Origin of the sequence: Micromonospora humidisoli (assembly GCF_016900955.1) — a bacterium.
Lineage (GTDB): Bacteria > Actinomycetota > Actinomycetes > Mycobacteriales > Micromonosporaceae > Micromonospora > Micromonospora wenchangensis.
The window spans coordinates 443,002-456,007 of the sequence record NZ_JAFEUO010000002.1; the positions used below are offsets into that span (position 1 = coordinate 443,002).

The following is a 13,006-nucleotide window of genomic DNA, read 5'->3' on the forward strand; positions in this document are numbered from 1 at the left end:
ATGGACGCGCCGCCGGCCGGGCCCGGCTCCCCACCCGCCGGTCCGCCCGGGTCGGCGAGCGATCCGCCTGCGTCGATCGCCGGGCTGTCCGGGTCGGCCAGCGGTTCGTCCGGGTCGGCCGGTGGGACGCCCCGGTCGGCTGGTGCCGGCGGGGGCGGATTGTCGCGTCGGGTGCACGCCGGCTACGCGCTCGGCTCGTTGGCCACCGGGGCGTTCGGCACCGTGCCCGGGTTGCTGCTGCTGCCCTACCTGACCGACACGCTCGGGGTGGCCGCCGGGCTGGCCGCCCTGCTGGTGCTGCTACCCAAGGCGTGGGACGTGCTGGTCAACCCGGTCGCCGGACGGATCTCCGACCGCACCCGTTCCCGCTGGGGGCCGCGCCGACCGTGGCTGCTCGGTGCCGGGCTCGCCCTGGCGGTGCTCTTCGCCGCCATCTTCGCCGCGCCCTTCGGCGTCGGGCCGGCCGCCGGGGCGTACGTGGCCGTCGCGTTCCTCGCCACCGCCACCGCGTTCGCCTTCTTCCAGGTGCCGTACGTGGCGATGCCCGCCGAGCTGACCGACGACGCGGCGGAGCGTACCCGGCTGATGGGCTGGCGGGTCGCGGTGCTGGCGCTGGCCATCCTGATCTCCGGCGCGGTGGCCCCGGTGGTGGTGACCGCCGGCGGCGAGGGGGTGGCCGGGCACCGCTGGATGGGGGTGTTCGTCGCCGCGCTGATCGCGCTCGGCGCGCTCGGCGCGTTCCTCGGCACCCGTGCTGCGGCGACCGGCACGGTGACCGCCACCGAGCCGACGCTGCGCGCCCAGCTCGCGGTGGTCGCCGCGGACCGGCCGTTCCGGGCGCTGCTGCTCTGCTTCGTGATCCAGTCCGCCGGGGTGGCGACCATCCTGGCCGGGGTCAGCTACTTCGCCGCCCAGATCCTGCACGACCCGACCACCGGGCCCACCGTGCTGTTCGCCTGCTTCGTCGGGCCGGCGCTGCTGGTGATGCCGCTGTGGACCCGGCTCGGCGCGCGACTGGGCAAGAAGACCGCGCTGGTGGCCGCCTCGCTGCTGCTGGCCGCCGGCGCGGCGGCCCTGGTGGCCGCGCCGGTGCTGCCCGCCGTCGTCGTCTACGCGGTGGTCGCGCTTCTCGGCGTCGGGTACGCCGGCCAACAGGTCTTCGCGCTGGCCCTGCTCCCCGACTGCGTGGCCGCCTCCACGGCGCGCACCGGCCGCCGCCAGGCCGGCGTCTTCACCGGCCTCTGGACCGCCGGGGAGACCTTCGGCCTGGCCCTGGGCCCCGGCATCTACGGCCTGGTCCTGGCCCTCTCCGGCTACGTCTCCTCAGCCACCGGCACCGCCGCCGCGCAGTCCGACACCGCCCGCCTAGGTGTCCTCCTAGGCTTCACCCTCCTCCCCGCCCTCCTCATCGCCCCCGCCACCCTCCTCCTCCGCCCCCACCCCTACCTCCCCCTCCCGCCTCCCCCCACCCCCGCTCCCCCCTCCCACCCCGTCGATCATGGAGTTGTGGCGGGGACGAAAGCCGCGAAAACCCACGGAAAGGCCAGCACAAGTCCATGATCGACAAGAACGGGGTGCCTGCGGAGCGGGTGCTGGACGAGATTCGGCGGTTGCGGGTGGGGGATCGGCCGGTGCACGGGGGGCGGTTGTTCGCCTATGTGTATGACCCGGGGGTCGGGGGGCTCGACGAGTTGGGGGCGGCGGCCTACGCGGAGAGCGCGCATGTGAACGGGCTCGATCCGACCGCCTTCCCGTCCCTGTTGGCGATGGAGAACTGGCTGGTGGGGGCGGCCGGCGGGCTGCTCGGAGGTGGGCCGGGCAGCGCCGCACCGGACGTGGTGGGCAGCGTCACCAGCGGCGGCACCGAGTCGCTGATCCTGGCCGTCAAGGCCGCCCGGGACGCCCGCCCGGAGCTGACCGCACCCCGGATCGTGGTGCCGGCCAGCGGGCACGCCGCCTTCGCCAAGGCCGCCCACCTGCTGCGGGTCGGCCTGGACACGGTTCCCGTCGACCCGGTCACGCTGCGCCCGTCGGTGGCGGACATGGCCGCCGCGATCGGCCCGCAGACGGTGCTGGTGGCCTGCTCCGCCCCGTCGTACGCGCACGGAGTGGTCGACCCGGTGGCCGGGATCGCGCAGGTGGCGGCGGCGGCCGGGGTGCGGTGCCACGTGGACGCCTGCTTCGGCGGCTGGACCCTGCCCTACCTGCGTCGCCTCGGCGTGCCGGTGCCACCGTTCGACTTCACCGTCGACGGGGTCACCTCGATCTCCGTCGACCTGCACAAGTACGCGTACGCCCCGAAGGGGGTGTCGGTGCTGCTGCACCGGGACCCGACGCTGCGCTCCCCGCAGTACTTCGCGTACGCCGACTGGCCCGGCTACACCATGGTCAACCCGGTGCTCGCCTCCACCCGATCGGGTGGCCCGATCGCCGCCGCGTACGCCACGCTGCGGCACCTCGGCGACGACGGCTACCTGCGGTTGGCCGCCACCACCCGGGACGCGGTCGGCACCCTGGCCGCCGCCGTCCGCGGGGTCGACGGGCTGCGGCTGATGGCCGAACCCGAAGCCACCGTGGTCTGCTTCACCAGCACCGACCCGGCGCTCGACCTGTTCGTCCTGGTCGACGAGCTGACCGCCCGGGGCTGGCACACCCAGCCCCAGCTCCGGTACGCCGACCTGCCCGTCAGCGTGCACCTCACGGTGACCGCCTCGGTGGCCCCCCGGGTGGCCGAATTCGGCCCGGACCTGGCCGACGCGGTGGCCGCCGCCCGTCAGGCCGGGCCGGTCGAACTCTCTGCCGACCTGGTCGCCCTGGCCGGCTCGTTGACCCCGGAGGCGCTCACCCCGGACCTGATCGGTGGACTCGCCGCCGGCCTGGGGCTCGGTGCCGGACCGCCGGACCGGATGGCGGTGGTGAACACCCTGCTCGACGCCGCCCCCGCCGCGCTGCGGGAACGGCTGCTGGTGGAGTTCGTCGGCCTGCTGCAACGCCCCACCTGGTGACCCGGGCGTCCCGGCCGGCGCTCGGGCCGGCCGGGACGGCTGGTCACCGGTAGCGCAGCGGGGTGACGTTGTCGTACTCGACGACCTCCGCGACGACCCGGTGGTCGGCGTCCAACGCGCTGGCGGTCAGTTCGGCGGTGCCCGCGCCGGGCGGGTCGTCACCTGCCACCCGCAGGCCCAGGACGAGCCGGATCTCGGCACCGGGTGCCAGCCCGGCCACCTCGCAGCGCACCGGCCCGCCGGTCGTCCCCGGGGCGCTCCGGCAGGCGGCCCAGCCGTCGCCGTCCGGACGCAACGCCGCCGGCAGGTCGAACCGGAGCGCCACCGACCGGGCCGGCGCGGTGCCGGTGTTGCGGACCCGCACCGTCGTGCTTCCGGTACGGGAGCCGTCCGGCGCGACGCCGAGCACCAGTTCGGTGGCGGTGACCACCAGGTTCACCTCGTGCGGGTTGGTCGGGAAACCGGTCGGACCGGAAACCTGGCGGAACGAGCCGCCGTCCCAGCGGTAGCCGCGCCACTGCCGCTGCGACCACTCACCGGCCCAGCCGCCGCCCGGGTAGATGTCGCCGACCTGCACCCGGACCACCCCGTCGCCGCGTACCTGCACCCCGATCAGCCACTGGGGCCGCTCCCGGGCGCTGACGACCACCCGCCCGACGGTGACGATCCGGCCGGCGGTGCCCCGGTCGAAGGCCACCACCTGCTGCCAGCCGTGGGTGCCGAAGACGCACTGCACCAACACCACCGTCTCCTGCGCCCCGTCCCCGTCGACGTCCCCGTGGGCGAGGGCGAGCAGGGCGTTCCTCCCCTCCTGGCCGTCCGCGGTCAACCGGACGCCTGCGGTAGGGCAGGCCGCACCGGTCGGCCAGGTCGGCAGCGTCACCGGGGTGGCCAGCAGCTCGCCCCGGCTGATCCGGCCGTCGGGCGGGGTCGCCGTCGGGCCCGCGCCGGTCGGCGGAGGGCCGCCGGTCGGGGTCGTCGGCGCGGTCGGCGTCGGCGTGCCGGTGGCGTCGGGGGTGGGCAGCACCGGGCCGGGCCGGGGCTCCGGGCGGTGCAGCGCGACGTAGCCCAGGGTCGGACCGGTGAGCAACGCCAGCGCCGCCGCGACCAGCGCGGCCCACCGGCGACGGCGGCGCAGCCGCACGGTCCGCCGGATGGCGGCCGGGCCCGGCACCACCACCGAGTCCAGCACGGTACGGCGGTAACGGGCGAACTCCTCGGTCGGGTCGAGAATCTCCGAATCAGGCATCGCGCACCTCCCCGGTGCTCTCCCGCAGTTGCGTCGCCAACGCGGCCCGGCCCCGGTGCAACCAGGACTTGACCGTCCCCTCGGCGACCCGTTCCTGGGCGGCGATCTCGCCCACCGACATGTCGGCCAGGTAGTGCAGGACGACCGCCCGGCGCTGCTTCGCGGGCAGCTGCGCCAACGCGACGTCGAGCGCCACCCGGTCGGGCGTCGGCCCGGCCACGTGCGTCTCCCGCTGCCGCGACAACCACGCCTGGGCGGTCCGCAGCCGCCGCCATCGGTGGTGGCCGAGGTTCCAGGCGACCTTGCGGACCCAGGCCAGCGGATCGTCGTAGCCGGACACCCGGTCCCATCGCGCGTACGCCCGGCAGAACGCCTCCTGAACCAGGTCCTGCGCCTGCCCGAGGTCGCCGGTGTAGCCGGTGAGCTGCACGACCAGCCCTCGGAAGTGGGCGTGGTAGAACCCGTCGAAGCTCAGCTGCCCGGGTGCGGTCGCGGGGTCGGGTGGCGGATCACCGACCCGCGCGCTTCTCGTCACAGTCACTCGTCCTCCCCGTGGTCGCCGGCGGCCCGCATCCCGCACCCGGGCCGTCGTCACACCGGTAAGAGCCCGCTGCCGGCGCACGGGGTTGCGTCCGTGGGCTGTGGTTGACTGTCCAGTGGGAGACAGCGCAGCGGCCACGGCGACGGATGGGCGTCGACCGGCCGGACGAGGAGGCGGTCGTGCAGTTGCCGGGAGTGCTCGGCGAGCCGATCCGGTTCGTCCTCAACTGGGGTCGTCGCTACTCGCTCTGGGTGTTCAACTTCGGCCTGGCCTGCTGCGCGATCGAGTTCATCGCCACCAGCATGGGCCGGCACGACTTCATCCGGCTCGGCGTCATCCCGTTCGCGCACGGACCCCGGCAGGCCGACCTGATGGTGGTCTCCGGCACGGTGACCGACAAGATGGCCCCGGCGATCAAGCGGCTCTACGACCAGATGCCCGAGCCGAAGTACGTCATCTCCTTCGGGTCCTGCGCCAACTGCGGTGGCCCGTACTGGGACTCGTACTCGGTGACCAAGGGCGTCGACCAGCTCATCCCGGTCGACGTCTACGTGCCCGGCTGCCCACCCCGGCCGGAGGCGCTCCTGCACGGCATCCTCCGCCTCCAGGAGAAGATCGCCGCCGAACAGTCAGGCATCGGCGGCGTCGACCGCACGGACCCGCTGGCTTCGCCCGCCGACGCCCCCCGCCCGGTCGAGTCCCTGACCGCTCCCCCGGTCCGCCCTCCGACCCCTTCCTGACCCGCTCCCGCCCCACCCTGCCCAGCTGCGCCCCACCCCCGTCCCCGCTGGGCCCCACCGCACCCCCGCTGGGCCCCGCCGCACCTCCGCTGGGCCCCGGTGATCAAGAGGTTTGCGTCAAATCCGCGCCCGACACTGTCCAAAACCTCTTGATCACTGTGCCGGATGCGGGCTGGAGGCCGGATGCTGGCCGGGTCAGCCGGGGTGGCCGAGATCAGGGTGGTGCCGCAGGTGCGTGGCCGATCCGGGCCGGTGACCAAGCCGCCCCGTCGCGGTGATCAAGAGGTTCGCGTCACCATTCCGCGTGAATCTGACGCGAACCTCTTGATCAACTGACGTAAACCTCTTGATCACCGAGACGGGGCGGGGTGGGACGGGTTGGGGAGGAGGGGCCCGAGGGTGGGTGGCGGGTAGGGGTTAGCGTGCGTTTCATGACCGACTCCGTGGACCGGCGGTCCACCTTCATCGTCGACGTACTGACCGATGAGTTCGGCGCGTCGATGGCGCTCGACCCGGCGGCGTTCCGTCGCAAGTTCCGCAAGATGGCCGCCTCCCCGTTCGCCTTCTACCGGGGCAGCGCCTCGTTGTTCTACGCCGACCAGCGCGGCGACTTCGCCGACGACGCGTTCCTCGACGAGCAGACCAGCCGGGTGTGGATCCACGGCGACCTGCACGCCGAGAACTTCGGCACCTACATGAACGCCTCCGGCCGCCTGGTGTTCAACGTCAACGACTTCGACGAGGCGTACGTCGGGCCGTTCTCCTGGGACCTCAAACGGCTCGCCGCCAGCGTGGCCCTGATCGGCTACGCCAAGGCCCTGTCCGACCGGGCGATCGGCGAGCTGGTCACCGGCTTCGCCCGGTCGTACCTGACCGAGTTGCAGGCCATCGCCGCCGGTGGGGATGACGCGATCGGCTCGATCACCCTCGACAACGCCGACGGGGTGCTGCGCCGGGTGCTCCAGGAGGCCCGGCTGAACACCCGGGTCGACCTGCTGGCCGCGCAGACCACCGTCGACAACTACGAGCGGCGGTTCTCCCTCGGCGACGGGGTCTTCGAGATCGACGGCGAGACCCGCAAGAAGGTGTGCGCCGCGTTCACCGCGTACCTGGACACCCTGCCCCCCTCGACGGCCCGACTGCGACCGGTCGCCACCCAGATCAAGGACGTGGTGCTGCGCAAGGGCGTGGGCATCGGCTCGGCCGGGCTGCCGTCGTACAACCTGCTGCTGGAGGGGCACACCGAGGCGTTGGAGAACGACGTCGTCATCTACATGAAGCAGGCGCAGGTGCCGGCGGTGGCCCGGCACATCGACGACGAGCGGGTCCGGGGCTACTTCCGGCACCAGGGGCACCGCACGGCCGAGTCGCAGCGGGCGTTGCAGGCGCACGCCGACCCGTGGCTGGGCTTCACCGAGCTGGACGGGGCCGGTCAGCTCGTCGCCGAGGTCTCCCCGTACGCCGCCGACCTGGACTGGTCGGACGTCAACGAGCCGGAGGAGCTGGCCGGGGTGCTCGCCGACCTGGGTCGGGCGGTGGCCCGGATGCACTCGGTCGCCGACGACGAGTCCAGCCACGACCTGGTGGACTACTCCACCGAAGAGGCGATCGTCGCGGCGATCGGCGACGACACCGACGGCTTCGTCGGGCACCTGGTCGAGTTCGCCCACGCGTACGGCGTCCGGGCCCGCACCGACCACCAGCTCTTCGTCGACCTGTTCCGCAACGGCCGGCTCCCCGGCATCTGAGCCGGCCCGTCGGGCGTCACAGCCCGAACTCCAGCACCACCTTGATGTCGTCGTCGGCGTGGGCGTACGCCTGTGCGTACGCCGACACCGGCACCCGGCGGGTGATCAGGGCGTTCAGCCAGGACTGGTCGGCCCGGGCGAGCGCCTGGGCGGCCAGGTCCCAGTGCCGTCGGTTGGCGTTGACCGAGCCGAACACCACGTTGTTCTCCAGCACCAGCGCCCGGTTGAGCGCCCCGGCGTCGAAGTCGATGGTCCGGCCCCCGCTGGACACCCCGGTCAGGCAGACGATCCCGGCGGGGCCGACCTTGCACATGGCCTCCAGCACCACGGTCGGCGCGCCGGTGCACTCGACCACCACGTCCGGCTCGAAGTCCAGCTCGTCGACCGGCACCGTGTGGTACGTCGCCCCGAGCGCCCGGACCAGGTCCGGTTTGGGGCCGGTGGTGTTGCGGTCCAGCACGTGCACCGACAGGCCACGCTGGATGGCCAGCAGGGCCGCCAGCAGCCCGATCGGCCCGGCCCCGGTGACCAGTACGGTCTGCGGTTTCCACTCGGCCCGGGTGCCGATCTGCGCGATGTGGTCCCACGCCTTCGCCACCACGCTCGCCGGCTCCAGCAGCATGCCGACCGGGGCGAGGACCGGGTCCAGCCCGACGGCGAACTTCGGTTGCACCCGCCACCGTTCCCGGGCGAAGCCGGGCAGCCCCTTGATCCCGTGCTCGGTGTACCGGCCGTTGCGGCACATGTCCCACTCGTCGACGGCGCAGTTCGGGCAGGGCACCGGGTCGGGATGGCGGACGATGCCGGCCACCAGGTCGCCGGGTTGCAGGGTGCCGGACGGGTCCTCCAGCACCCGGCCGAGGGACTCGTGGCCGAGCACCAGTTCCCGCTGGCCGGGCGGGGCCTCGCCGTAGTCCCCGGAGATGATCTCCTGGTCGGTGCCGCAGATGCCGACGGCGAGCGCCTCGACCAGGATGGCGCCCTCCTCGGCCAGCGGCTCCGGCCAGTCCTGCACCAGCCGTAGCGAGTCGCGGACCCCGGGAGTCACCGTCACAGCGCGCACAACCCCCATCTTTCCCCGCCCCGCCCCGCCCTGCCGGCCAAAGCGTCAGATGCCCGCCCCGCCCTGCCCGGCGACGCGCCGGACGAGGCCCGCCGGAACCGTCGTACGACGCCCGCCGGAACCGTCGTACGACGGGGCGCGGGGCCGTCCGTTCACCTCATCCAGGTGTCCGCCGGGCGCGTACGACCGGGCGGGCGGGCCCGGCGTCGGGGCGGCGGCCATAGGATCAACCGCATGACTCCGGAAGAGGTCGGTCGGCGGGTGGTCGCGCTGCTCACGCCGGTCGAGGCGACCGCGTCGGTGTCCGGCGGGCAGGCCCACGCCCGGGCCACCGTCGACGTACCCCCGGCGGCCTGGGCGGACACCCTCCGCGCGGTACGCGACGACGCCGAGCTGGCCTGCGACTTCTTCGACTGGCTCTCCGCCGTCGACGAGCTGGCCGACGGGTTCGACGTCGTGGTCCACCTGTGGTCGACCCGGCACCGGCACGGCGTGCTGCTGCGTACCCGGGTGCCGAGGCAGACGCCGACGGTGGCGTCGGTGGTCGACGTCTTCCCGGGCGCGGCCTGGCACGAGCGGGAGACCCACGAGATGTTCGGTGTCGACTTCACCGGCCACCGGGGGCTGGCCCCGCTGCTGCTGCCGCCCGAGTTCGAGGGGCATCCGCTGCGCAAGGAGTTCGTGCTCGCCTCCCGGGTGGCCAAGCCGTGGCCGGGGGCGAAGGAGCCGGGCGAGTCCGAGGCCGGCGGGGGCCGCCGGGCGGTCCGCCCACCCGGAGTGCCCGCCCCGGGGGAGTGGGGTGCGGTGCCGGCCCCGGCCGGACCGGTGACGGTGGGTGACAGGGCTGCGGCCCGCGCGCCCCGGGAGCGGCCGGCCCGGCCGGCCCCGGGGGCCCGTCCGCCGCGTACCCCCGGCCCCGGCGCGGCAGGCGACGACCCGGCGGCCACCGCCCGCCCGGCCCCCGACGGGCCGGGGATGAGCGACGGCCCGGCGCGCGGTGACCAGGCTGGCGACGAGGGGGGTACGGCCTGATGCCGACCTGGTTGGAGCTGGTGATCCGGATCGGCGGGGTGCTGGTCGCGTTCCTGACCCTGCCGCTGATCGTCGGCCAGGCCGAGCACAAGGTGATGGCGCACATGCAGGGCCGGCTCGGCCCGATGTACGCCGGTGGCTTCCACGGGTGGGCGCAGCTCGTCGCCGACGGGATCAAGTTCGTCCAGAAGGAGGACATCACCCCGCGTGAGGCGGACCGGGCGGTGTTCCGGTTGGCGCCGGTGGTGGCCCTGGTGCCCTACCTGCTGGTGCTGCTGGTGATTCCGCTCGGCCCGGACGACCTGGTCGGGCAGCCGCTGGACATCGGCCTGTTCTTCGTCCTGGCGGTGGTCGGGGTCGGCGTGGTGGCGGTGCTGATGTCGGCGTGGGCGTCGGCCAACAAGTACAGCCTGCTCGGTGGGCTGCGCGGGGCGGCCCAACTGCTGGGCTACGAGCTGCCGCTGGTGTTGGCCGCCGCCTCGGTGGCGGTGGCGGCCGGGACGTTGAGCCTCGGCGGGATCGTCGAGGCGTGGCAGCCGTGGTGGCTGCTCTGGCAGGCCCCGGCCATGATCGTGTTCTTCGTGGCGGGGCTGGCCGAGATCCGGCGGCCCCCGTTCGACATGCCGGTCGCCGACTCGGAGCTGGTCTTCGGCTACATGACCGAGTACACGGGCCTGCGGTTCGCGTTCTTCTTGCTCGCCGAGTACGTCGGGATCGTGGTGATCGCCGCGCTGACCACCGTGCTGTTCCTCGGCGGCTGGCAGGGCCCGTTCGCCGACGCCCAGCTCGGCTGGCTGTGGACCCTGCTGAAGGTGTTCGCCGTCTCGTTCGTGATCATCTGGCTGCGGGTGTCGTTCCCCCGGCTGCGGGAGGACCAGCTCCAGCGGCTGTGCTGGCTGGTGCTGGTGCCGGCCGCGCTGGCCCAGCTCGTCCTCACCACCGCCGTCCGTCTCACCCTGAACTGAGCGTCGGCCCGGAGGGGCCCCGGACGGGGCCCCTCCGGCGTGCTCACGGCGCGGCGTAGAGCAGGCGGTTCGGGGAGCCGGTCCCCGGGTTGACCACCTTGCCGGTGGTGGCGGCGCTGATCAGTGCGCTCTTGGCGGTGGCGAGGGTCGCCGTCGGGTTGGTCTGCCGGTAGCGGGCCAGCCAACCGGTGACGTGCGGGGCCGCCATCGAGGTGCCGGACCAGCCGCTGGCGACGGCGGTGTTCGAGGCGATGCCGGCGGAGGTGATGTCCACCCCCGGGGCGAAGATGTCGACGCAGGTCCCGTAGCTGGAGAACGAGGCCCGGTTGTCGTTGATGTCGGTCGCCGCGACGGTGATGCCCCGGCTGGACCGGGGGCCGTTGGTGCAGGCGTCGGTGTTGAAGTTGTTGGCGATGAAGACCGGGTACACGCCGTGGTCGATCAGGTTCTCGATCGAGGTGTTCGCCGAGGTGCCGTAACCCTGGAGGCTGAAGTTCGCCACCGAGGTGGTGGCGTGGTTGGTGGCCAGCCAGTCGACGCCCTCGATCAGGTCGGTGCTCCACCCGGAGTTGTCGCACTGGAGGACCCGGACCGCCCGCAGCGTCACCGACTTGGCGACCCCGTAGGTGGTGCCGCCGATGGTGCCGGCGACGTGCGTGCCGTGGCCGTGGCAGTCGTTGGTGCCGTTGCCGTCGCCTACCGCGTCGTAGACCCCGGCGGCGCGGGTGCCGAAGTCGACATGGGTGGCCCGGATGCCGGAGTCGACGATGTAGGCGGTCACCCCGGAACCGGTCGTGGTGTAGCCGAAGCTGTTGCTCAGCGGCAGGTTGCGCTGGTCGATGCGGTCCAGCCCCCACGACGGCGGGTTGCTCTGCACGGCCTGGGTGGACGCGCCGCCGGCCTGGGCCCGCTCGGCGCGGGCCGTCGTCGGGCCGGTCCGGTCCGGGGTGGTGCTGGTCAGTCCGCCCTCGATCCGGGTGTCCCGCTCGACGTACTGCACGGCCGGGTCGCTGCGGACGGCGGCGAGGGCGGCCGGGGGCAGCACGGCGGCGTACCCGTCGAGGACCTGGGTGTAGCGGTTCAGCACGGTGCCGCCGGCCCGCTCGGCGACGGCGGCCGACTGGGCGGTGCGGGCGAGGCGGGCGGTGCGCTCGCCGCTGACCGGCTTGTCGTCCAGGACGACGATGTACCGGTCCGGCGCGGCTTCCCCGCTGCCGGTCAGCAGCGGCGCGGGTGCGGTCCGGCCGGGGCCGGGGGTGACCGGTGCCGCGACGGCGGCGTTGGTGGTGGCGGCGAGCGCGCCGGCGAGAACACCGGCGAGTACGCCCAGACGTGCGGTCCTGCTACCCAGCTTGCGCAAGGCTCGTTCCTCCTCGAAGGGGGAGTCCGTAGTGGACTGGTAGCCCGCCGACGGGAATCGCGGCGACGGACGCCCCCTAGTCGAACAGGTCATATTGACCATCGTGTTAACTCTTGAACGCTGAGGGTGAATGTGTGGCAGCTCTCGGTGTCCGCTGTCGACCGTGGTTCCGCGCGTGCGGGGATGGCTCAGTGGGGGCACGGCGGTGCGCCCCCGATCCGGTGGGCCGGGCGGGGGCGCGTGGTCGGGATGGCTCAGCCGATCGGGGTGTGTTCCGGCGGCACCTGCTCGCCGGGCGGCGGGGGCGGCGGGGGCGTGCCGTCGCCGAACGGCCGGCCGCCGAGCGCCTCCCGCCCGTGTGGGCTGAGCCAGTTGACCAGGTCCGGGCCGAGCGGCACCACCCCGGTCGGGTTGATGTCCCGGTGCACCTCGTAGTAGTGCCGCTTGATGTGGTCGAAGTCGATGGTGTCGCCGAACCCGGGGGTGGTGAACAGGTCCCGCGCGTACGCCCACAGCACCGGCATCTCGCTGAGCTTCTGCCGGTTGCACTTGAAGTGGCCGTGGTAGACCGGGTCGAACCGGGCCAGCGTGGTGAACAGTCGCACGTCGGCCTCGGTGATGGTGTCGCCGACCAGGTAACGCTGGTTGGCGAGCCGGTCGCTGAGCCAGTCCAGCCGGTCGAACAACCGCCGGTACGCCTTGTCGTACGCCTCCTGCGAACCGGCGAAGCCGCACCGGTAGACCCCGTTGTTGACGTCGGCGAACACGACCGCGTTCACCTCGTCGATCTCGGCGCGCAGGTGTTCCGGGTAGAGCTGCGGGGCACCCTCACGGTGGTACGCCCCCCACTCGGTGGACAGGTCCAGGGTCATCTGCGCGTAGTCGTTGGTGACCACCTGACCGGTCGGCACGTCGACGATCGCCGGCACGGTGATCCCCCGGTCGTAGTCGGGGTAGCGGGCGAAGAACGCCTCGGCCAGGCGCTCGATGCCGAGCACCGGGTCGCGCCCGCCCGGGTCCAGGTCGAACGTCCAGCTCCGGGCGTCATGGGTGGGCCCGGCCACCGCCATCGGCAGCGCCTCCTCCAGCCCGAGCAGCCGCCGTACGATGATCATGCGGTTGGCCCACGGGCAGGCCCGGCTGACGACCAGCCGGTAGCGGCCCGGCTCGACCGGGTAGCCGTCCCGCCCGTCGACGGTGATCCGGGTGGCGATGTAGCGCTGGTCCCGGGTGAACTCGCCGCCCGGCTCGACGTACTTGCCGCCGGTCTGGGTCGCCGTCCTGCCGTTGCTCTCCGCCATCG

Annotated in this window: 11 protein-coding genes; 6 read left to right on the forward strand and 5 right to left on the reverse strand. The window is 73.5% G+C overall.

The features are described from left to right. The gene (locus JQN84_RS07405; protein WP_204957657.1) at positions 1–1,560 is read left to right on the forward strand and encodes an MFS transporter; all 1,560 of its coding nucleotides are present in this window, start codon (positions 1–3) and stop codon (positions 1,558–1,560) included. Then, positions 1,557–3,005 carry a pyridoxal phosphate-dependent decarboxylase family protein gene (locus JQN84_RS07410; RefSeq protein ID WP_204957658.1) on the forward strand — a complete coding sequence of 483 codons (1,449 nt, stop codon included), beginning with the start codon at positions 1,557–1,559 and terminating at the stop codon, positions 3,003–3,005. The genes JQN84_RS07405 and JQN84_RS07410 overlap by 4 nt, the downstream gene beginning before the upstream one ends. A 43-nt stretch (positions 3,006–3,048) precedes the next feature. On the opposite strand, the gene JQN84_RS07415 is transcribed toward JQN84_RS07410, so the two are convergent. Continuing rightward, on the reverse strand, positions 3,049–4,254 hold the full coding sequence (locus JQN84_RS07415) for a hypothetical protein (RefSeq protein WP_204957659.1): 1,206 nt from the start codon (positions 4,252–4,254) through the stop codon (positions 3,049–3,051). After that, complete coding sequence (locus JQN84_RS07420; RefSeq protein ID WP_204957660.1) at positions 4,247–4,795, reverse strand: SigE family RNA polymerase sigma factor; 549 nt, start codon at positions 4,793–4,795, stop codon at positions 4,247–4,249. The genes JQN84_RS07415 and JQN84_RS07420 overlap by 8 nt, the downstream gene beginning before the upstream one ends. A gap of 179 nt (positions 4,796–4,974) precedes the next feature. Between JQN84_RS07420 and JQN84_RS07425 the strand changes: the two genes are divergently transcribed. Together JQN84_RS07425 and JQN84_RS07430 are read left to right on the forward strand one after the other, a co-directional pair. After that, positions 4,975–5,535 (forward strand): NADH-quinone oxidoreductase subunit B, encoded by a 561-nt coding sequence (locus JQN84_RS07425; RefSeq protein WP_204957661.1) that lies wholly within the window; start codon positions 4,975–4,977, stop codon positions 5,533–5,535. Between the two features lie 431 nt (positions 5,536–5,966). Continuing rightward, the gene (locus JQN84_RS07430) at positions 5,967–7,283 is read left to right on the forward strand and encodes a DUF2252 domain-containing protein (RefSeq protein ID WP_204957662.1); all 1,317 of its coding nucleotides are present in this window, start codon (positions 5,967–5,969) and stop codon (positions 7,281–7,283) included. Positions 7,284–7,299: 16 nt separating this feature from the next. Here the strand turns inward: JQN84_RS07430 and JQN84_RS07435 are convergent, their stop codons facing one another. Next, positions 7,300–8,346: a glucose 1-dehydrogenase gene (locus JQN84_RS07435; RefSeq protein WP_204957663.1), complete on the reverse strand. Its 1,047-nt coding sequence runs from the start codon at positions 8,344–8,346 to the stop codon at positions 7,300–7,302. A gap of 234 nt (positions 8,347–8,580) precedes the next feature. On the opposite strand from JQN84_RS07435, the gene JQN84_RS07440 reads away from it, so the two are divergent. Both JQN84_RS07440 and JQN84_RS07445 read left to right on the forward strand, forming a co-directional pair. Next, positions 8,581–9,378 carry an NADH-quinone oxidoreductase subunit C gene (locus JQN84_RS07440; protein WP_204957664.1) on the forward strand — a complete coding sequence of 266 codons (798 nt, stop codon included), beginning with the start codon at positions 8,581–8,583 and terminating at the stop codon, positions 9,376–9,378. Beyond that, positions 9,378–10,343, forward strand: coding sequence for a complex I subunit 1/NuoH family protein (locus JQN84_RS07445; RefSeq protein WP_088644755.1), 966 nt, complete (start codon positions 9,378–9,380; stop codon positions 10,341–10,343). The genes JQN84_RS07440 and JQN84_RS07445 overlap by 1 nt, the downstream gene beginning before the upstream one ends. Before the next feature lie 43 nt (positions 10,344–10,386). Here the strand turns inward: JQN84_RS07445 and JQN84_RS07450 are convergent, their stop codons facing one another. Together JQN84_RS07450 and JQN84_RS07455 are read right to left on the reverse strand one after the other, a co-directional pair. Then, positions 10,387–11,703, reverse strand: a complete 1,317-nt coding sequence (locus JQN84_RS07450; protein WP_204957665.1) for a S8 family peptidase — start codon at positions 11,701–11,703, stop codon at positions 10,387–10,389. A 254-nt stretch (positions 11,704–11,957) separates the two neighbouring features. Beyond that, positions 11,958–13,004 carry a glutathione S-transferase family protein gene (locus JQN84_RS07455; protein ID WP_204957666.1) on the reverse strand — a complete coding sequence of 349 codons (1,047 nt, stop codon included), beginning with the start codon at positions 13,002–13,004 and terminating at the stop codon, positions 11,958–11,960. Between the last annotated feature and the right edge of the window lie 2 nt (positions 13,005–13,006).

Coding starts and splice junctions, on each gene's coding strand:
- JQN84_RS07405 (WP_204957657.1), top strand. CDS start 1: ATGGACGCGCCGCCGGCCGGGCCCGGCTCCCCACCCGCCGGTCCGCCC.
- JQN84_RS07410 (WP_204957658.1), top strand. CDS start 1,557: ATGATCGACAAGAACGGGGTGCCTGCGGAGCGGGTGCTGGACGAGATT.
- JQN84_RS07415 (WP_204957659.1), bottom strand. CDS start 4,254: ATGCCTGATTCGGAGATTCTCGACCCGACCGAGGAGTTCGCCCGTTAC.
- JQN84_RS07430 (WP_204957662.1), top strand. CDS start 5,967: ATGACCGACTCCGTGGACCGGCGGTCCACCTTCATCGTCGACGTACTG.
- JQN84_RS07445 (WP_088644755.1), top strand. CDS start 9,378: ATGCCGACCTGGTTGGAGCTGGTGATCCGGATCGGCGGGGTGCTGGTC.
- JQN84_RS07440 (WP_204957664.1), top strand. CDS start 8,581: ATGACTCCGGAAGAGGTCGGTCGGCGGGTGGTCGCGCTGCTCACGCCG.
- JQN84_RS07455 (WP_204957666.1), bottom strand. CDS start 13,004: ATGGCGGAGAGCAACGGCAGGACGGCGACCCAGACCGGCGGCAAGTAC.